The organism is Corynebacterium sp. MSK047 (genome assembly GCF_030232285.1).
In the GTDB taxonomy this organism is placed as follows: domain Bacteria; phylum Actinomycetota; class Actinomycetes; order Mycobacteriales; family Mycobacteriaceae; genus Corynebacterium; species Corynebacterium jeikeium_D.
In genome coordinates this window covers 70,481-90,089 of sequence record NZ_JASPJI010000005.1, presented here as the reverse complement: position 1 = coordinate 90,089, position 19,609 = coordinate 70,481, and the positions used below count along the sequence as shown (strand labels likewise).

Here is a 19,609-nt window from a genome sequence, read left to right as displayed (position 1 = left end):
AGAAGCGTCGCCGCGTCCGAGAGTTACGTGCTCGTGGGCTAAGCATCAGGGCGATAGCAAAACAAACTGGGTACTCCGTGGGAACAGTCCACCGCTACGTATCAGAGTAAAGCCAGATGCTACGTTCTTCTACTCATCATCAGAGTGATTCTCCTTGAGAAAACCCATGAAACTGAAGTATGGGACATCTTCTGTAGCTCGTTGAACGGCTTCGAAAACAGCATCACTAATAGGGTCAATTATCTTGTCACTTAGGTTTAAGACTTCCAGGAAGAAATGCTGAGTAATCATGTACGGACGAAAATTTTCCTGATTACTACCAGGGTCTAATTCTTCAGCAAGCTGATACTCGTCTTCATCGCACTCATCAACTGTGAAATCAGGAAGATCGTCAATTTCGGGAAAAGAAACTTTGAGTTCCTTCTTGAAACGCTCGGCAACCTGGTAAGAGTCTTTTTCAGAGCAATAAACGTAAAGGTCTTCGTAAAAGCCTTGCAGCTCACCATTTGACAAGGAAGAAGGATTGGTCATGCGAAAGTCACTCCGTTCATTAGTAGTCGGGATAGTAAGCCTAGCTTTAACGGGGGCAGCGTTCTCTGTTGCGCCGAGTGCTAGTGCGTATGCACCGAAGCCAGCATCGGAAGTCTTCCTAGCGAAGAAAAAGCCCCCACGAGGAAAAGGCGTCACGCTGAAGTGCGCTGTCGTAAATCTTCGGAATGAAGCAACTGGGCAATACATCTTTGGCAAAGGCAAGGACAGGGGCGCCGCTCAGCGAGATGCAAATAATAAACTGGGGAGGATGAAAGGAAAAGGATTCAAGCTCAAGCACTGCCGAGCAATCTAGCGCTCAACCTACGTTCCGCTTTCATCGAAAGAATCCGGCGCTTCGTTCCATGTGTTACCTCGCCGGCGACATCGCGCGAGCCAACGGCTTAACCGTCGCGCTTGCGCTCTGGCCGCGGCGCACCGCGCTTCCTGCGCGGGCGCACACCAAAAACAACTCCCGCGCTGTCAGCGACAGCCTCAGCCCCAAGCACACGACGAGGATGCGACTGCACCGAGCCTTGATCGCGATCAGCGCCCCGTAGAGCGTTCAAAGCATCCTCCACGCCTTGGAGTGCCAACTCGCGCTGTGAGGCGCTCAGCGTCGCGTCTGAGGCGATTTCTGAGCCAATTTCACGCAACCGCTCGATGTACGAACCACTCACACGCCCAAACCTCCCAAAAACCGGTCAATAGCCCCATCCTGCACGCCGCCCGCGCCACACACGCACCCAGTCCCGACCCTGCCAAGTAACGAAAGTGACCCGCCAGGGTCGACACACCTCTTGCAGATGAGCATCTGCGACTTTTTAGGGACTGCCGCGGTGGTGGGACCGCCTTGCCGAGGGGCCGGTTTAGTGGTCGATGAAGTCGGGGTGCGTAGTGCGCGTTGGGGGCCTCTCGGGGCGCCCAGGGGGAGGAACTCGCTTCGCTCGTGCAGTGAGAAAAGCTCTCCAGGGGATCCCCCCCTGGAACCCCGGAAATATCTGACTTGGTTCGCGACGTACTTTGAACACGCTGGGGAGAAATCCCCGAGCACAAAACACCCCTGTGCAAGGATGAGCACCATGACAGCTCCCACCGACCGGCCAGACGGCAAATTCGAGCAGCTATGGCTGCCACTATGGCCGCTAGCGTCGGATAATCTGCGCGACGGAATCTACCGCACCAGCAGGCAAAAAGCACTCGGGAAACGATTCATCGAAGCCAACCCCGATGCGATTTCCAACCTGCTTGTCGTCGACATCGACCACGACGACGCACTCATCCGCGCCATGTGGGATCGCGAACAGTGGCGATCCAACGCAGTCGTCGAAAACCCCACCAACGGCCACGCACACGCCGTATGGGCGCTAGAAGCCCCATTCGCACGCACCGAGTACGCCCACCGCGCACCACTGGCCTACGCTGCCGCAGTCACCGAAGGACTACGCCGCAGCGTCGACGGCGACACCGCCTACTCCGGGCTGATGACCAAAACCCCGAGCACACCTGCTGGACAAGCCACTGGGTCACCAACCACCTCTCCTTGTCGGACGGGAACGCCTCCGGCACATCAGTCAGGTTTTCGTTGGCGAAACGCTTGATGGTCACTTCTGCAGGAATGTCCTGACCTTCGAAGGGGCCTCCTTTTCGGGCCACGGAGAACACCATATTGCCCGACTTACAGTCCCCCTCCGCTCCTCCGGACTGCTTGGTTGTTATCGATGCGAAAAGGGGGCCATTGGAGTCGATGATGCCATTGCCGAAATCATTGGCAAGGAAGCAACTGCTGTCGTCCAAATGCATAGTGAGCGAGAAGTTGCGGACATCTAGGTCCATCAAAGTCGCGCCTGACGACGCTCCCGGCACCGTGGCCGCACTAATTGCAAGCCGCTCTCCCTCAGCGACCGGGACGGAGAAGTACTCAGCACCGTCGCCTTCCTGATTACTGATGCTGCGCTCGGACTCAGGAGTCTTTTCCCGCAGCTTGGTCGAGAACGTTTCCACGTCGGCAGGCACCTGGGGAGCGCTCGTAGGAGCGTCGCCGCCCTGTATCTCTTGCGCGCTGGACTTCGCGGTGCGTGCGGTGCGGGTCGCCAGCGTCTTCATGGACTCAGCCAGCGAATCGGAGTCCTGGGCATCTAGGTACTCGCAGCCTATTGCGCCTGTGCACGCCCTGCTTTGATTCCCGCAAAAGAGCCTACGAGCACCAGCAACATGGAAATAGTGGGCACGACCGCCGAGAGTTGTCTTGTTCTGATCATGTGGTCGGTTCCTTTTCTTCCAGCGTGAAAAGAACGTTACCCGACAAAAGCATCCGCGCAATGGAAACTTATTAGAAGTGCGGTGGCTTTCTAGGGCTCACACAAGCAGCGCCACTCGTGGCGCACTCCGAGCTAGCGCACACGTTCTTCCAGCACCTCTGGATCGACAGACAAAAAGTGTGTCTGATTCTCAAGATAATGACTGGGCAGACACCAAAAATTACGGACTCCACACGTGAATACGGGCTGCAAATGTGAAACTGTGCGAGTTTATGACACTTTCAGGCCATTTTTCGGGCCATTTCTGACATAAACGCAGTCAGTAACTCGGATTGACCCGCCGTCGCTGGCATAAACGCGGTCAGTAACTCGCATTGGGATAAGTAGCAAAAAGGTGCCCACCCGCCGACGCGCCGGTCAACACGCCGGTCGACACGCCGAGCGGGCACACTTTTCGCCTATTAACCAGCTCCCCTTAGCGGGACTCCAACCACGCCAAAATGTCGGCGTAGACCTCTTCTTTATTCAACTCGTTGAGAATTTCATGGCGACCATCCGGGTAGACCTTAAAGCGCACGTCCTTCTTCCCCGCGTTCAGGTATTTACCCACGACCTCAGTCACACAGCCAGCGCCACCCGCCGGATCAATGGCACCGGAAACCACGAAAAGTGGCAGATCATCAGGCGCTTTCTCATAGGCTTCAGACGAATTCGCGTAGTGCGTGCCGACGAGAAGGTCGCGGAAAAAGGCATTGGTGGGAACGAAACCACACTTGTCGTCCGCAATATAAGCATCGACAATCTTGTGGTCGCGGGTGAGCCAATCAAACTTAGTGCGGCGCTCAAAGCCCTTGTTGTAATCAGCAAAGGTGAGGGTGTTGAGCAGCTTGCCCGGCGCGGTAGGAAGAATCTTAGCCAGCAGGTTTGCAACCTTCATTCCCGCATCGCCCTTAGCTCCTGGCCACGACACGGTGCCCATGATAATGACGCCGGTAAGCCCCTCGCCGTACTTGGCGATGTAGTTACGAGTCAGAAGCGACCCCATAGAGTGGCCGAGAATATAGTGCTTGCCGCCTGGGAATTCTGCATCAACGTACTGGCGCACTGCGTGGAGGTCTTCGAGAATTAGATTCCAGCCACCGTAGTCAGCGAAGTAGCCCGGGATGCCAGCATCCGTCTTGGTCATACCGTGGCCGCGATGGTCGTGCGCGACGACGGCATAGCCCTGGGATACGAGGTACTCGGCGAATTTAGCGTAGCGGTTGGCGTACTCGACCATGCCGTGGACAATCTGCACCACTCCCTTAGGAGTAATGGGCGCGCCCTTGTCATTTTCTGGGACCCAGCGCAGCACATTCAATGTGGCACCTGGGCGAGAAAGCGAAGTCCTAACAGCCGATGTCACGTCGGGCACCTTTCGCGTAGAGGTTTCGATACTTATCGCTCATCGTACCGAGGAACTTGGCTGCTCACTGGTGGTTTCGCCAACAAACGAAGAAAAACTCTGCCACCAACGTGACAGAGTTTTTCAAAGGTCCTTACGTTTGCGCGTTTCGCGTTTCACGTTTCGCGATTCGCGCGTGACGCACGTGGAGCTACAGAATCTCGCCCGGCTTGTAAGCCGCGGCCTCTGGGTACTTGTCCACGACAGCCTGCACACGTGCAACTACACGGTCAACCTGCGATTCTGCGGCACCGATGAACGCGTGACGGTCTGCCAGAGCGTCGGCAAGCCCTGCGGCATCCAGCGGGAAACGCTCATCTGCAGCGAGACGTTCAGTGAGATTCTGCTCGGCGCCCTTTTCGCGCATATCCAATGCGGTGGCGACGGCGTGCTCCTTGATAATCTCGTGGGCTTCCTCGCGGCCCATACCAGCGCGGACAGCTGCCATGAGGATCTTGGTGGAGGCGAGGAACGGCAGGTAGCGCTCCAGCTCACGGTCGATCATGGCCGGGAATGCACCGAACTCGGACAGGACGGTGAGGAAGGTTTCGAACATGCCGTCCATGGCGAAGAAGGCATCCGGCAGCGCAACGCGGCGGACCACGGAGCAGGAAACGTCGCCTTCGTTCCACTGAGTACCGGCGTATTCGGAGAGCATAGTCATGTAGCCACGCAGAATGACCTGGAAACCGTGGACGCGCTCACAGGAGCGGGCGTTCATCTTGTGCGGCATGGCGGAAGAGCCAACCTGGCCTTCCTTGAAGCCCTCGGTGACGGTCTCATTACCGGCCATCAGGCGGATGGTGGTGGCCAGCGATGCCGGCCCTGCACCGAGCTCGACCAGCGCGGACAGAGCGTCGAAGTCGAGGGTGCGCGGGTAAACCTGACCGACGGAGTCAAAGACGCGGTCGAAGCCGAGGCCTTCAGCGATTTCGTTTTCCAGGGAGGCCAGCGCGGACTCGTCACCGTCAAGCAGATCCAGCATGTCCTGGGCGGTGCCCATCGGGCCCTTGATGCCGCGCAGCGGGTAGCGGGAGATCAGGTCTTCTACGCGCTCGATACCCAGCAGCATCTCGTCCGCAGCGGAGGCGAAGCGCTTGCCCAAAGTAGTTGCCTGCGCGGCGACGTTGTGGGAACGACCCGCCATGACCAGCGACTGGTACTCGGAGGCCTTCTCAGCAGTGCGGGCGGCAACGGCAACGGCCTTGTCACGCACGACCTTCAGCGACTGCAGAACCTGCAGCTGCTCGACGTTTTCAGTCAGGTCTCGTGAGGTCATTCCCTTGTGAATGTGCTCGGTGCCAGCCAGGTCGCAGAACTCTTCAATGCGAGCCTTCACATCGTGGCGAGTAATACGCTCACGGGCGGCAATGGAGTCGAGGTCAACTTGGTCGATGACCTTCTCATACGCCTCGATAGTGCCCTCCGGAACCTCAATTCCGCGGGCGACCTGGGCCTTCAAAACTGCAATCCAGAGCTTGCGCTCGAGGATGATCTTGTACTCAGGGCTCCACAACTCCGCCAGAGTCGCAGAGGCGTATCGGTTAGCAAGGACGTTTGCAATCTTCTTTTTCTCAGCCACGCCCTCAAGTATTCCATGACCCCGGCATCCGCGGTTATCTAGGCCATGGGTGACCACGCATTTCTTCCACGCCTTCGTTGAATTTGCGCATCAATCGCACGAACTCCACGAGCTCCGAGTCCTCCCAGTCATGCGTAATGTCATCGACGGTTTTCTTACGCGCCTCGATTTCCCGGTGCAGCAGCTCTAGCCCCTTGTCGGTCGCGCTATGCACCTTCGCGCTTGACGACGGCGCGGGTCTCTTCGCGATATACCCCTGCCGCATGGCGGCGGCCAGCTGGCGGTGCACCGTAGAAATGTCCAGCCCCAGCGCATCGGAAAGCTCGGCGACTGTCATATCCGGCTGCGCTTCCAGTCGTGCCAGTAGTGCTGCGGCGGAGCGATCCAACAGGATGTCCTTGCGATGTGGTCGGTAGCCGCTGGAGCTCACCCGGGATAGCAGCATGTTCTCGTAAACGAGCGCGGCTAGGTCGTCGTTTCGCACGATGGCAGTCAATCCTCTTGTCGCCTATTTGTCGGCCCTTTAATGGGCCTGCGAGATGTATCTGTTTGCTGAACAGCTCCTATTCTAGCGCGCCGCGGATGGGGTTAAGGCCAAAAAAGCGCGTTTGCATCATACAAACCGATTGTTATAATTCGAGCCCTAACTGCATTTTTGCACGATACAAATACCGGAAAGCAGTTTTGCCAAAGCACTAATTCCACGATCGTTTTCAAACGAGAAAAGAGACCGTATCTTCAGCATGACAACGCATACGACCACACAGAACAGGCACAAACAGAACGAGCAGGACGAACAGCACGGGCAAGACAAGCTCTTCTCCCCCGCGTTCATCATCAGCTGGCTGATTAACTTCAGCATGTACCTGGTGTTCTACCTTTCAATCACGGTCATGGCGCTCTACGCCGTCCAGCGCTTCTCCGCCTCCGATGCCGCCGGTGGCTTCGCCGCCAGTTCTTTCGTGGTCGGTGCCACCATCGCTCGCCTCTTTTCCGGCTACTTGGTGGACACCTTCGGTGGTCGCCGAATCATGCTTGGCTCGCTTGCTGTCATCGTGGCAGCCTGTGCCGCCTACATATGGGCCGCATCCCTGCCGGTCCTGATTGCAATCCGCATCATCCACGGCCTGACCTACGCTTTCGCTTCCACCGCCGTGATGGCCGCCGCCCAGACCGCTATTCCGGCTTCGCGCCGCGCCGAGGGAACTGGCTACATCTCGCTCGGCACCACCCTGGCTACAGCGATTGGCCCAGCTCTCGGCCTGGCCCTTATTGGTTCGGTCGGATACAGCGTCCTCTTTGCCACAGCCCTCGGCCTGTCCATTGTCGGACTGGTGCTGGCGCTCGTTCTGCCACAACACAACGAGCCCGCCACTGCGGCAACCAAGGACGAGGCCACCGAGGATTCGTCGGCAAGCGAGACGAAGCGCACATTTTCCTTCGATGACATCATGACGCCGAGAGTGGTGCCGATCGGCCTGTTCATGCTGCTCATCGGCCTGGCGTATGCGGGCGTGATTACGTTTTTGAACCGATACTCTCAGCTGAGCGGCCTGGCTAGGGGCGCCAGCTTCTTCTTCATCGCCTATGCGGTGGCGATGATGGCAGCACGCTTCTCGCTGGGACGCCTACAGGATCGCCGCGGCGACAACCCGGTAATTGCCATCGGCCTGGTGTGCTTCACCGTCTCACTGCTTGTTCTGGCTTTCGCAACCGCTGACTGGCACGTCATCGCCGCTGGCGCGCTCTGCGGCCTGGGCTACGGCACGCTGATGCCGGCGTGCCAGACCATCTCCGTACACCTGGCGCCGGCGCACAAGTTGGGCACGGGTATCTCGACGCTGCTCTTGCTTGTCGACGCAGGCATCGGCCTCGGCCCAATCGTGTTGGGCTCGGTAGCTGCCACGATTGGCTTTGACAAGATGTACGCAGGCCTGGCGGTTGTGGTGGTTCTCGCGGCCGTTTTCTACTGGTTCGTACATGGCCGCAAGCCTGTTGCGCAGCGCCATCACGTAAATATTCAGAACTAATTGGTGTGTAGTCACTATTAATAGGTGTGCCGTCACTTTTTACAGGTGAATATCGGGCAAGGAACACCGATAACTGTTATGTGTGGTGCATCACCTATACTTTCTCCCATGACTGAATCATCCACACCACAGAGCATGATTTCGATCGCCGGGGTGAATAAGTACTACGGCGACTACCACGCTTTGCGCGACATCAACCTGGAAATCCCAGCTGGTCAGGTCGTAGTTATCCTCGGCCCCTCCGGCTCCGGTAAGTCCACACTGTGTCGAACCATCAACCGCCTGGAAACCATTGACAGCGGCGAAATTCGCATCAACGGCAAGCTCCTTCCCGAAGAAGGTAAGGAACTCACCCGTCTGCGGGCTGAGGTTGGCATGGTCTTCCAGCAGTTCAACCTCTTCAGCCACATGACCATTCGGGACAACGTCACGCTGGCCCCGCTGAAGGTCCGCAAGATCTCCAAAGCCGAGGCCCGCGAGCGTGCGGACAAGCTGCTCGCCCGTGTCGGCATTGCGGAACAGGCCGACAAGTACCCGGCACAGCTCTCCGGCGGCCAGCAGCAGCGCGTCGCCATCGCCCGCGCCCTGGCCATGGACCCGAAGGTCATGCTTTTCGACGAGCCCACCTCGGCGCTCGACCCGGAAATGATTAACGAGGTCCTCGATGTCATGACCGACCTGGCCAAGGGCGGCATGACCATGGTCTGCGTCACCCACGAGATGAGCTTCGCCCGCCGCGTAGCCGACCGCATCCTGTTCATGGCCGACGGTGCGATTGTCGAAGACACCGACCCGGAGACCTTCTTCACCAACCCACAGAGCGATCGCGCCACGGACTTCTTGGCCAAGATCGTCGGGCACTAGGCGAGGCTGGTAACCATGAAGTTTTCACTATTACGAGGAGGCCAGGGACGCAGTCGTAACCAGGGCCGCCGAGGTGTCGTCGGCAAGCGAGTTGCGGCGGCTGTTGTAGCTGTTGCCACGACAATGAGCCTCGCGGCCTGCGGTAGCGGCGGACCCCGAAACCTGCTGGCCGATATCGAGGCCGGACACGTGACGCTGGGTACGAAGTATGACCAGCCGGGTCTCGGTGAGCGCACCCCGGATCGCGAGTTCGCGGGCGTCGATACTGATGTCTCCCGCTACGTCATCGAGTACATCGCCAACAAGAACGGTTGGGATGTGCCCGAGATGGAGTGGCGCGAGACCCCGTCCGCTCAGCGCGAGACGCTAATTAACAACGGCGAGGTCAATATGATCGCCGCCACCTACTCCATCAACGCTGGCCGCCTGGCTGCCGTCGACTTCGCCGGCCCGTACCTGGTCACGCACCAGGCACTGTTGGTGCGCGGTTCCGAGGGCATCCAGGGGCTTGACGACGTCGCCCCGGGCACTCGCCTGTGTTCTGTTTCCGGTTCCACCCCAGCGCAGAAGGTCAAGGACGCTCTGCCGGAGGTGCAGCTGCAGGAGTTCGATACCTACGCCGCATGCGCCGAAGGTGTGAAGCAGGGCGTCGTCGATGCCCTGACCACCGATGCGACTATTCTCGCGGGCTTCGCTCAGCGCTACAAGGAACGCTTCGGCGATGACTTCCGCGTGGTCGAGCTGCGTAACCCCGATGGCTCCTACTGGACCAACGAGTACTACGGCATCGGTCTACCCAAGGGCGATGATGCTAGCCGTGAGGCCATCAATGAGGCGCTGGAGTCGCTGTACGACACTGGTGAACTTCAGAAGATTGTCAAGAAGCATTTGGGCGACAAGTTCGAGCTCGATGACAAGCCGGCAATCGGCGATTTGTCGTTCGTAGAGAAGAAGTAGGAAGGGGTGCGAGCAAACAATGAATCCAGAACTATGGAGTGAAATGGGGCCGGAACTGCTTCCGGCTTTCTGGGTAACCATCAAACTGACGATTGCCTCGGCGATTGGTTCCCTGATTTTTGGCACGCTTCTCACCGCTATGCGCGTGAGCCCCGTGGGAATCCTGCGCACCCTGTCGACCTGGTACATCAACATCGTCCGCAATACCCCGCTGACGTTGATTGTGCTGTTGGCTTCGATGGGTCTCTACTACAACTTGGGTCTGCTGCTGGCTGCGGAGAATGACTCCTTCATTGTCAAGCAGAACTTCCGCCTGGCGGTGCTGGCGTTTGTTGCCTACACCTCGTGCTTCGTTGCGGAGTCCCTGCGCGCCGGTATTAATACTGTGCCGTTCGGTCAGGCCGAAGCCGCCCGCTCCCTGGGGCTTAGCTTCGGCCAGAGCTTCCGCTACATCATCTTCCCGCAGGCGTTCCGTGGCGCTATCGTGCCGCTCGGCAACACCCTGATCGCGCTGACCAAGAACACCACGATTGCCTCGGTAATCGGTGTGGCTGAAGCGTCGCTGCTGATGAAGACCATGACCGAAAACTACGCCAGCGATATCCTGATTATCTTCGGCATCATCGCTGTCGGCTTTATTATTCTGACTCTGCCGACCGGCCTGTTCTTCGGCTGGGCTGGCAAGCGATGGGCGGTGAAGCGCTAATGGCTACTCGCGCAACAGTTCTTTACGACGCGCCGGGCCCCAAGGCTCAGCGCTTCAACCGAACCCTCACCTGGATCGTGGCTGCAATCACCGTTGCGATCCTCGCCTGGGTCGGAATGAAACTGGCCGACAAGGGCCAGTTCGAGGCGAATAAGTGGTCGTTCTTCCTCGACTCCACAACCTGGACCACGTACATTCTGCCCGGCTTGGTCAGCACCATTATCGCGGCTGTGGTCTCTATTGTGTTGGCACTGGTTATTGGCGCTCTCCTGGGCGTCGGCAGGCTGAGCCCGGTCGCACCGGTGCGCTGGGGGTGCTCGGTGATTGTCGAGTTTTTCCGCGCCATTCCGGTGCTGGTGCTCATGCTGTTCGCCTACTCGGTGTTCGCGCTTTGGCAGCTGTTTCCGTCGAACTACCTCGGCTTTGCCGCCGTTGTGTTTGGCCTGACCATGTACAACGGATCCGTCATTGGCGAGACGCTGCGCTCCGGCATCGAATCGCTGCCGAAGGGCCAGCGTGAGGCCGCGATTGCGCTGGGTCTCTCCCACCGCCAGACGATGGTCACCATTTTGCTGCCGCAGGCAGTCGCCGCCATGTTGCCGGCGATTATCTCGCAGATGGTCATTGCGCTGAAGGACTCCGCACTGGGCTACATGATTGGTTACGTCGAAGTTGTCCGCTCCGGCCGCCAGCTTGGCGAGTACTACGGCGCCATGATTCCATCGCTGGTCGTCGTGGCAATCATTCTCATCGCCATCAACTTCGGCCTTGCCAACCTTGCTGAGCGCATCGAAAGCCAGCTCCGCGCCGGCCGCGCCCGCCGCAACATCATTGCGAAGGTCCCGCATCAGCCTGATGTCGGTGTCACCACCAAGGACCAGGCCAACGTGGATTGGCACGATGAGGACTACAAGGACCTCCGAGGCACCTACGAGTAAAGCTAATCACGGCTTAACGCCACACTTGCTTTACGACGAACACAGCGACGCCGCCCACGGAAACTGCTTATGGTTTCCGCCGGGCGGCGTTTTTGTTTGGCTACGGCCTTTGCCTTCGCTCCTATCGATGAGCTACTCACTGATGGCCACGCTACAGCGCAACGATAGGTGAATAGCGTGGCCACAAGTGCCGGGCACCTTTTGCTGCTTACCCCAATGCGAGTTACTGACTGCGTTTATGACAGCGGCGGCGGGGCGATGCGAGTTACTGACTGCGTTTATGACGAAAATGGCCCGAAAAATGGCTTGAAAGTGTCATAAACTCATACAGTTTCACATTTGCAGCCCGTAGTTTGTCGGGTTGTCCGCTTTGCTACTTAACGCCGGGTTGTGGAGCTGCCGCAGTTGGGGATTTTACATCACCATCTAATGGTTCCTTTGGAGGGGGCGTCGTTGTTCTTCATCTGGCCTGCACATATGGAGTATCGGGGTCTGTTTCGTGTCACCTAGAAAGCAAACCAAGACCCAGTTACCACTTGCGAGTGCCATTCCGGTGGATTGAATGAAAAATGGCGGGAATACAGGAGTTCTCCTATATTCCCGCCGTCTCCTTTCTAGGAGCTAGCAATGCGACTCGAAAGCCTTGGTATCACTAGTTTTCATTCTGAGAGTGGCGCTTACGAACCGCTAGTAAAATACCACCAGCCAGCAACAGCATTGCTGCGATTCCTAGCGTGCCAGCGACCTTAGCGCCGGTGACAGCCAGAGAAGACCCGCCCTTGGAGCTGGAGCTCGAGGTGCTGCCACCCGAGCTGCTGTGGCCCGAGGTACTTCCACTGGAGGAGCTTCCACCAGAGAGGCTACCGCTGGAGGAGCTTCCGCCCTTGGAGCTGGAGCCCGAAGTGCTACCACCCTTGGAGCTAGAGCCCGAGGAACTAGAACCTGAGCTGCTTCCCCCCTTGGAGCTGGAGCCCGAAGAGCTAGAACCTGAGCTGCTTCCCCCCTTGGAGCTGGAGCCCGAAGAGGAACCGCCCTTAGAGCTGGAGCTCGAGGAACTTCCGTCCTTACCCGGCTTGCTTGGCTTGTCACCTGGCTTGCCCGGCTTGTCGGAATCACCTGGCTTGCCTGGCTTGTCGGAATCACCTGGCTTGCCTGGCTTGCCTGGCTTGCCTGGCTTGCTTGGCTTGTCCGGCTTGCTTGGCTTGTCACCTGGCTTGCCCGGCTTGGTCGGGTCAGTCGGCTTGGTCGGGTCAGTCGGCTCGCTCGGGTCCGTCGGCTCGCTCGGGTCCGTCGGCTCAGTCGGCTCGCAGTCGAGCTTGGTGCCCACGCGAATCACACGATCCTGCTTCTCCTTGAGAACCTCTTCAGAAGTTTCCGGCTCGCCCACAAACTCACCGTCCTCGAGATTCCAGGTGTTGGTGATCTCCTTCTCACCAGTGACACCAGGCTGATCCTCAATAACCTTGCCGGCTTCGAGGGTCTCGTCGTACTCGATGATGGTATCGAACGGAATCGGTGCAGTGTGCTTATCCGTCAGCTGGGCCTCACCCTCAGCAGGACCGACCTCGACAATGCGGTCGACAGGATCGCTGATTGTCTCAGACGAATCCTCCTTGACCACATTGCCGTCGCTGTCAACCGTAATCGTGACAGTGTGCTTGACCTCGCCTGGAGTTCCCTCCTGAACAACCTTGGTTTCGCCAGGCTCCAGATCCGGGTTAACGCGAACCAAGGTGTCGAACGGAGTCTTTTCAATCCACGAGTCAGACGTGGTCACCGGCTCACACTTTTCAGTCGGCTCACTCGGGTCCGTCGGCTCAGTCGGCTCAGTCGGGTCAGTCGGCTCGCTCGGGTCAACAGGAGGCGTCGGCTCGCACTTGCACTTAGTGCCCACGCGAATCTTTCGATCCTGCTTGTCCTTAGTAACGGTCTCCGAAATCTCCGGATCGCCTACTGGCTCACCGTTCTCGAGCTTCCAGGTCTTGGTGATTTCCTTCTCACCGAACTCACCGGCCTGTTCCTCGACAACCCTGCCGACTTCCAGGTTCGGGTCGTACTCAATGAGGGTGTCGTACGGAATCTTCTCCGTGTGCTTATCCGTTAATGCGGTCTCGTGGCCCTTGGCCGGGCCAACCTCGATGATCTGGTTTACCGGGTCGCTGATTTTCTCAGAGGACTCATCCGTGGAGATTTCCCCGTTGTCAGCATTCACCTTAACGGTGTGCTTGATTTCGCCCTGCTTACCTTCCTGGACGACCTTGGTCTCACCAGGCTTCAGCTCAGGGTTGACCCGAACCTCGACCTCGAACGGAGTCTTTTCAGTCCACTCGATGGTCGTGGATGCAGGCTTGCCCTTGGTACCGACCTTGATGATCTTCTTGACCGGCTCAGCCACTCGCACGGTTTCGGTCTTGGAATCCACAACCGTCGAGTTTTCGATGGTCTGGGTCGTTGTGACCTTGTCCTTGCCTAGCTTGCCTTCCTGGACAGTCTCCTGCGTGCCGGCTTCCAGATTCTCGTCGAAGATGATCTCAGTCTCAAACGGGACGTCTACCTCGTACTCAGTAGTGTGAGTGCCCACGGTCTTCGTGCCAACACGGATAACCTGCTTGACCGGCTCCTTGGTGCGCTCAGTGGTCACCTTAGGGTCGCCGGACGGCTTGCCGTCCACAATCTTCTGAGTCGAAGTTTCGACCTCAGTTCCGAGCTGACCCTCCTGATCGACGACCTGAGTACCCTTTTCCAGGGTGTCGTCGAAAACAATTTCAGTCTCAAACGGAATCGGCTTCTCGGTCTTGGTCACCAGTTCCGATGGCTCCACGCCGGGACCATACTCAACAATGCGAGTAACAGGTTCCTTCGTGGTCTTCTCCTCGGTTACCTCAGCCTTGTCGCCCTTCGCGGTGAAGTTAGCAGTAAAGGTCTTCTCACCGTTCTCGCCTTCCTGGACAACCCTGATTTCACCAGGTGCCAGGTCCGGGTTCTCGCGAACCTCGGTCGGGTACGGAATCGGAACCGTCCAAGTTACAGTCTCGGCGCTTTCGCTTTCAGTAACCTTGGTTCCGATGACGACGACCTCATTAACCGGTGCCTCGGTCTGCTCCCACTGGCCGTCCTTGGTCATCTTTTCCTTGCCAGGAACGCCCTTGGTTTCAACCTTGTACTCGCCGGCAGGAATGGTGTCGTCGTACTTGTACTCGACCTTGAACGGGACCTCACGCGTCGGAACGTCGACAACGTTAACCACAGCGTAAGCGGTATCCGTAGAGCCGTCCTCGTAGGTCACGGTGACCGGAATCTTGACCTGGTCACCCGGCTTCGCATCCGCAGGGGCGGTTGCGGCGATCTCGCCATTGTCGTCAATACTGACAGTCCAACCAGCCGGAACTTCGCCCAGCTCGTATGGGTTGTCCTTGGCGACGTTTACGTTATCCGGCTTGTCGAGGTTTAACGGCAGCTTTGCGGTATCCCCCGGGTACACCGTCTCTGTTGGGTAAGACGGATCTGCTTCCCAGGCATTAGTCAGCTTCACGACGGTAGTAACCGGCGTCTGAGTAGCACGACCGCCTGGGGCATTAACCGTCACGGTGACGGTATTCTTGTCGCCCGGCTTCGCATCGGCCGGCGGAGTCGAGGTAACGACACCGGTGTTCGGGTCAACCTTGTACTCCCAGCCGTCAACATTCTGAGTGAGGACCGGCTTGCCGTCTTTCTGTCCGAAGGAGAAAGTAGAGCCCTCCGGCGGACCGTCGACATGATGTTCGACGGACTGACCCGGTCCAGTGGTCTGGACATCGTAGTTTGCCTGCAGGTCACCCTTAATAACGACAATGGTGCCTACAACCGTCTGCGGCTTCTGCTTGCCCTCATCACTGTAGTGCGCGAGGACTGGGACATTAAGAATGTCTCCTTCGTGCGCGTCCCTCGGAATGGTGGTCTTAATCTCACCAGTCTTCTCATCAACGTAGACAGTCCACGTCTTGCCATCCTTGCTGGTGAGGGTGGTCTGGTTAGTGCCGTCCTCAAAGGTGTAGCGCGACGGGGCCTCATCGGTCGTGTTGCCGCTCAGCCCGCGCTCGGGGAGTTCCGGAGTGAGGCTGACGTTCGCATTTGGCTGACCAGTTACAGTGTCGTAAGTCGGGATCTTGATGTCCACGATCGCCTGGAACTGGACCTCGATCTCATCGGTGGTCTGGTCCGGATAGGTCGCCTTCACCTTCGGAGTGATGACGGTTCCCGGCGCGACAGAGTCGTCCGCCTTCGCGGTGACCTTACCTGTTTCGTCGACCTTGACGGTCCACCCTTCCGGGACAGTGGACGGGTCAATCTCAAACTTGGCCGGGGGAACCGGCTTATGGCCCTTCATGATGGACTTGGTGGTGATCTGAGAGGTGATGTCTTCATTCACCTTGCCCTTGGCAAGGCCCGGGCGCACCAGGTCAGTGACCTGGGTATTGTTCGGGTCGACCACGACGAGCAGCTCAAGTTCATCGGTGGAGCCATTCGAGTACTCGACGGTGACCTTCGGGCGTGCGAAGGTGCCCGGCTTCGGGTTCTCCGGAGCGGTGACGGTGACGTTATAGTCCTCGTCCATCTCGACGGTCCAACCCTCGTAGACGTACTTCTCGTCCAGCTCGACCTTGGCCTCGAAGCCGCCGTCACCCTTCTTCTTCACCAGATCCTTGATCTTATCTGGTACCTGCTTGAAGACGACTTTCTGCGGCTCGGTTGCCAACGGGCCGGTAGCGCTATCCACGCCCGAGATGATCGACGCGTCCTCCTTGTCGTACTTCGGGGAGTGGAACTCGGTGTCGTCCAGGGAGAACGCCTTGGAGTCGATGACGTTTGCCTTGTTGTAGCGCGTCAGCGAGTTGGAGCTGTCGAAGGCTCCGTCATGCTCGATAAACTCATTGTGGCTCTTAGCTGCAGCCTGGAGCTGGTCCACGCTACGCGGCTTTGCCAGAACGGAGAAGTTCACGTTCTTATCAGTTGCCAGGTCGGTACCGCGGTACTCAGGCCAGGTGAAGAAAATCTCGCCGGTCGCTTCGTCGATACGCAGGTTCTTGGTGCCACCGGAGGCCGCTGGGTCGGTGGTACCGATGAACTTGCCGTTGCCGTCGTAGGCCTCCACGACCATGCGGGACATCGAATCATCCGTGCCGCCGCCCGTCACAGCAGGAACGTTAATCTTACCGACCTTGGTTTCCTCACCGGGGACGATAACGTGCTTTTCGAAGCTCTCCCACGAGACCGTGATCGGGTTACATTCGATGTTCTCGCTCGGCCACGGATTTACGACAGCCGCAAAGGTTGCGGAGTCTCCCTGAGTGGCAAACGGAGCGGAAGTGCGCGCTTGCTTGTAGTTGCTCTGCCAGGCATAACGCACCGGGTTAGCGGCAGTGGCCTCAGCGAACTGCTTGACTTTCGCGTCGGTCAGTTCCGCGTTTAGGTTCAGGTTTCGCTGTCGCCCAGAAGCAGTAATATCGAGGATTTCGTCGGCCTTGTGGGTGACTACCTCGCCCGGAAGAAAGGTCTGACCGGCCCCCATAGAGGGGACCTGTCTCGCATCGAGAACCACCGACAACAACCCTGAATTGGTAAAGCTCCAATCAGCGAACGTGCGGTCCTTCGAGTTATCGAAGGAGACGCTCAAACCCCACAGTGTTTTCGAAGGGCTGTCAGCCGCAGGTTCCAAGGTGTTCCAGCTGAAACCAGCCTGGCTGCCCTGCGGAGCGTTCTCCGAGACAACACACGAACCGGCCGGGAGGTCGGAGGCCTTCTGGGCGTCCTTCTCCACCGCGCCGGACTTGTCGCGGATACCGCCGGAGAGTTCTGCAGCTACCGCCTCCGGCTGTGAAGAGACAAAATTCGGAGCAACTCCGATCGCGCTACCAACTACGGCTGCGACTGTTAGCACAGCCAAAGGAGCGCGTACGGAGCGCTTCTTTAACGCTTCCGGTAATTTCATACGCATTTTGCGTCCTTATCCAATTTTCCTATCCTTACCCACCTGGTACGGGCCCGCTGGCACCTCACCGAGTCTGTTAGCGAGACTTTGAGGATCAACACTTGGATGTTCACCACCCAGAAAGCTCGGTGACACTTAACCGCAAACCGTAAAAAAAGGGTGCACCCACAGTTTAGCATGCAAAATTAATGCCATAAATCCTGGTGACACCCCCATACACCCCTGAAATTTCGGCGAAAGCAACGCTTGGCAAACTGGCACAACGAATACAAAACGCCGCCCACCGAAACTACTTTTGGTTTCCGTGGGCGGCGTTTTTGTTTGGCTACAGCCTTTGCCTTCGCTCTTATCGATGCACTACTCACTTATGGCCACGCTACAGCGCAACGATAGGTGAATAGCGTGGCCACAAGTGCCGGGCACTACTGCGACCATGCTCTCCTACGACTCAGACTTGGTATCCGATTCCTCTGATTCCGACTTCTCGCCAGACTCAAACTCACCTTCAACGACCACATCGGACTGAATAACCAGACGTCCCTCTTCATCGTGGGTGTACTCAAAGCGCGGCAGCTCATTGCCCTCTTCGTCGTAGCCCGGCGCGGGTGCGGCTTCGTGCTTCTCCAACTTCTCTGGAGTATCGGTCTTCTCCCACTGGCGGGTAACCGGCTTGCGCACTGCCATGTGGTCATCACTCATGCCTTTGACCAAGGAGTACATCATCACAAAGTGGAGGAAGAAGAACGGTACACCGATGACGATTACCGCAGATTGCAGCGCTTCCAGTGCGGTTTCACCAGAGATCAGCAGCAGAGAAGCTGCCACAGCACCGATCATGACGCCCCACAGCACTCGGTAGAGGGTCGGAGCCTTGTTTTCCTCACCGGTGGACATCATGTCCATCACCATCGAAGCGGAGTCAATGGAGGTGACGAAGAAGATCATGATCACAAAGAGCGCAAACACACTGACAAGGGTTGCCAGTGGGTACTGCTCCAGCAGGATAAATAGAGCCGGCGAGGGATCCCCTCCTTCGACGACTGGTTCCGTCAGAATGCCCGGCTGCTCATTTTCCAGTTCGAAGCCAGCGCGGCCGAAGATAGAGAACCACATGATTGACACGATTGTCGGCAGTGCAATCACACCGGCAATGAACTGACGGACTGTACGGCCGCGGGAAATACGGGCGACGAACATGCCCACAAATGGCGACCAGCAGATTGTCCAGGCCCAGTAGAAGACCGTCCAGGCGCCCTGTTTCCAATTCGGGTTGACGTCGTAGGAGTCAGTCCAGAACATGATGCGAGGCAGCGCATCCAAGTAGACACCTGTCGTATCGACGGTCTGGCGCAGCAGCGTCAATGTCGGGCCCATGAGCAGCACGAAGACCATCAATGCCATAGCGGCCCAAATGTTCGCATTGGACAACACCTTAATACCTTTGTCCAGACCGCGGGCCACGGAAATCGAGGCAATCACAATAATGATGGCAATCAGAATGAGCTGCACCATCGAGTTTTCCGGGGTACCGATTACACGAGCAGCACCGGAGTTAATCTGCAGCGCACCCATGCCCACCGATACCGCGATACCGACGACGGTACCGATGATGGCGACGGCGTCGATAAGCTTGCCCGGCCATGAGTAGATGCGGGTACCGAGCAGCGGCGCGAAGATGGAGGAGACGCGCGGCGGCAGGTGACGCTTGTAAATGAAGTACCCCAGCGCGAGCCCCGGCAGCGCCATGATGACCCACATGTGAATACCCAGATGGTAGATGGTAAATGCCATCGCAGTGTTCTGAGCTTCGCGGCTCATCGGCTCTTGACCGAACGGCGGGTTGTAGGCATGGTTGAGCGGTTCAGCCACGCCCCAGAACATCAGCATGGAGCCAGTACCACCGGCGAAGAGCATGCCGAACCATTCGGCGATGGTGTATTCGGGCTCTTCGTCATCATCGCCAAGCTGGATGCGTCCGTAGCGGGACACAAACAAGCCGATGAGGAAGATAAAGCTTGCCGAGACACCACCGATGAACAGCCAGCCCATGTTAGACGTAACCCAATCGGAAGCGGCCGAGTAGGCATCCCGAGCGGTATCCCCCAGCGCTATGGTCACTGCCACAAAGAGGACAATGAAACCCATCGCCGTCGTGAAGATCAACGGGTCGGTCGGCAGGTTCTTAAGAAAACCGCCCGACTTCTTTTCTTGCGTTTTTACTTGTGGCGTTTGTGTAGATCCCATTATCGGGGTCAGCGCCTTTCACTTCTAGATTGTCTGTCTCAGAAAAGACAGCTCGGAAGACACATTCCTCCCAAGTCGGTTATCTAC

General features: G+C 57.8%; 14 protein-coding genes. 6 read left to right on the top strand and 8 right to left on the bottom strand.

Annotated features, from left to right (window positions below; genetic code table 11):
• Positions 1-129 precede the first annotated feature (129 nt).
• From QP981_RS03085 to QP981_RS03075, 3 genes are all read right to left on the bottom strand, one after another.
• Positions 130-531: a hypothetical protein gene (locus tag QP981_RS03085; RefSeq protein ID WP_048733056.1), complete on the bottom strand. Its 402-nt coding sequence runs from the start codon at positions 529-531 to the stop codon at positions 130-132.
• 118 nt (positions 532-649) lie between these two features.
• Complete coding sequence (locus QP981_RS03080; protein ID WP_141763291.1) at positions 650-829, bottom strand: hypothetical protein; 180 nt, start codon at positions 827-829, stop codon at positions 650-652.
• Between the two features lie 103 nt (positions 830-932).
• Positions 933-1,208, bottom strand: coding sequence for a hypothetical protein (locus tag QP981_RS03075; protein WP_048733057.1), 276 nt, complete (start codon positions 1,206-1,208; stop codon positions 933-935).
• Positions 1,209-1,334: 126 nt separating this feature from the next.
• Between QP981_RS03075 and QP981_RS03070 the strand changes: the two genes are divergently transcribed.
• Entirely contained in the window at positions 1,335-2,129 is a 795-nt protein-coding gene (locus QP981_RS03070) for a replication initiation protein (RefSeq protein WP_306297278.1), read from the top strand.
• Between the two features lie 1,135 nt (positions 2,130-3,264).
• On the opposite strand, the gene QP981_RS03065 is transcribed toward QP981_RS03070, so the two are convergent.
• From QP981_RS03065 to QP981_RS03055, 3 genes are all read right to left on the bottom strand, one after another.
• A complete protein-coding gene (locus QP981_RS03065; RefSeq protein ID WP_284857385.1) occupies positions 3,265-4,194 on the bottom strand; it encodes an alpha/beta fold hydrolase in 930 nt (309 codons plus the stop codon).
• A 190-nt stretch (positions 4,195-4,384) separates the two neighbouring features.
• A complete protein-coding gene (purB, locus tag QP981_RS03060; RefSeq protein ID WP_070767412.1) occupies positions 4,385-5,815 on the bottom strand; it encodes an adenylosuccinate lyase in 1,431 nt (476 codons plus the stop codon).
• Between the two features lie 34 nt (positions 5,816-5,849).
• The gene (locus QP981_RS03055; RefSeq protein WP_038626519.1) at positions 5,850-6,299 is read right to left on the bottom strand and encodes a MarR family winged helix-turn-helix transcriptional regulator; all 450 of its coding nucleotides are present in this window, start codon (positions 6,297-6,299) and stop codon (positions 5,850-5,852) included.
• A gap of 259 nt (positions 6,300-6,558) precedes the next feature.
• Between QP981_RS03055 and QP981_RS03050 the strand changes: the two genes are divergently transcribed.
• The 5 genes from QP981_RS03050 (at position 6,559) to QP981_RS03030 (ending at position 11,310) form a co-directional block, all read left to right on the top strand.
• Positions 6,559-7,845 (top strand): MFS transporter, encoded by a 1,287-nt coding sequence (locus QP981_RS03050; RefSeq protein ID WP_284857386.1) that lies wholly within the window; start codon positions 6,559-6,561, stop codon positions 7,843-7,845.
• Between the two features lie 135 nt (positions 7,846-7,980).
• Complete coding sequence (locus QP981_RS03045; RefSeq protein WP_115598517.1) at positions 7,981-8,709, top strand: amino acid ABC transporter ATP-binding protein; 729 nt, start codon at positions 7,981-7,983, stop codon at positions 8,707-8,709.
• 15 nt (positions 8,710-8,724) lie between these two features.
• Positions 8,725-9,666, top strand: a complete 942-nt coding sequence (locus tag QP981_RS03040; protein WP_070643340.1) for a glutamate ABC transporter substrate-binding protein — start codon at positions 8,725-8,727, stop codon at positions 9,664-9,666.
• A gap of 19 nt (positions 9,667-9,685) precedes the next feature.
• Positions 9,686-10,372 carry an amino acid ABC transporter permease gene (locus QP981_RS03035; RefSeq protein ID WP_048733083.1) on the top strand — a complete coding sequence of 229 codons (687 nt, stop codon included), beginning with the start codon at positions 9,686-9,688 and terminating at the stop codon, positions 10,370-10,372.
• The gene (locus QP981_RS03030) at positions 10,372-11,310 is read left to right on the top strand and encodes an amino acid ABC transporter permease (RefSeq protein ID WP_070858687.1); all 939 of its coding nucleotides are present in this window, start codon (positions 10,372-10,374) and stop codon (positions 11,308-11,310) included. Before QP981_RS03035 ends, QP981_RS03030 begins: the two co-directional genes overlap by 1 nt.
• 652 nt (positions 11,311-11,962) lie before the next feature.
• Here the strand turns inward: QP981_RS03030 and QP981_RS03025 are convergent.
• Both QP981_RS03025 and QP981_RS03020 read right to left on the bottom strand, forming a co-directional pair.
• Entirely contained in the window at positions 11,963-17,278 is a 5,316-nt protein-coding gene (locus tag QP981_RS03025; protein WP_284857387.1) for a G5 domain-containing protein, read from the bottom strand.
• Between the two features lie 441 nt (positions 17,279-17,719).
• Positions 17,720-19,522: a BCCT family transporter gene (locus QP981_RS03020; RefSeq protein WP_284857388.1), complete on the bottom strand. Its 1,803-nt coding sequence runs from the start codon at positions 19,520-19,522 to the stop codon at positions 17,720-17,722.
• Positions 19,523-19,609: the final 87 nt, after the last annotated feature.

Bases quoted from the DNA above. Each gene is read 5' to 3' on its own strand.
- QP981_RS03040 (WP_070643340.1), top strand. From the start codon at position 8,725: ATGAAGTTTTCACTATTACGAGGAGGCCAGGGACGCAGTCGTAACCAG.
- QP981_RS03070 (WP_306297278.1), top strand. From the start codon at position 1,335: ATGAGCATCTGCGACTTTTTAGGGACTGCCGCGGTGGTGGGACCGCCT.
- QP981_RS03085 (WP_048733056.1), bottom strand. From the start codon at position 531: ATGACCAATCCTTCTTCCTTGTCAAATGGTGAGCTGCAAGGCTTTTAC.
- QP981_RS03045 (WP_115598517.1), top strand. From the start codon at position 7,981: ATGATTTCGATCGCCGGGGTGAATAAGTACTACGGCGACTACCACGCT.
- QP981_RS03035 (WP_048733083.1), top strand. From the start codon at position 9,686: ATGAATCCAGAACTATGGAGTGAAATGGGGCCGGAACTGCTTCCGGCT.
- QP981_RS03050 (WP_284857386.1), top strand. From the start codon at position 6,559: ATGACAACGCATACGACCACACAGAACAGGCACAAACAGAACGAGCAG.
- QP981_RS03020 (WP_284857388.1), bottom strand. From the start codon at position 19,522: ATGGGATCTACACAAACGCCACAAGTAAAAACGCAAGAAAAGAAGTCG.
- QP981_RS03025 (WP_284857387.1), bottom strand. From the start codon at position 17,278: ATGAAATTACCGGAAGCGTTAAAGAAGCGCTCCGTACGCGCTCCTTTG.
- QP981_RS03030 (WP_070858687.1), top strand. From the start codon at position 10,372: ATGGCTACTCGCGCAACAGTTCTTTACGACGCGCCGGGCCCCAAGGCT.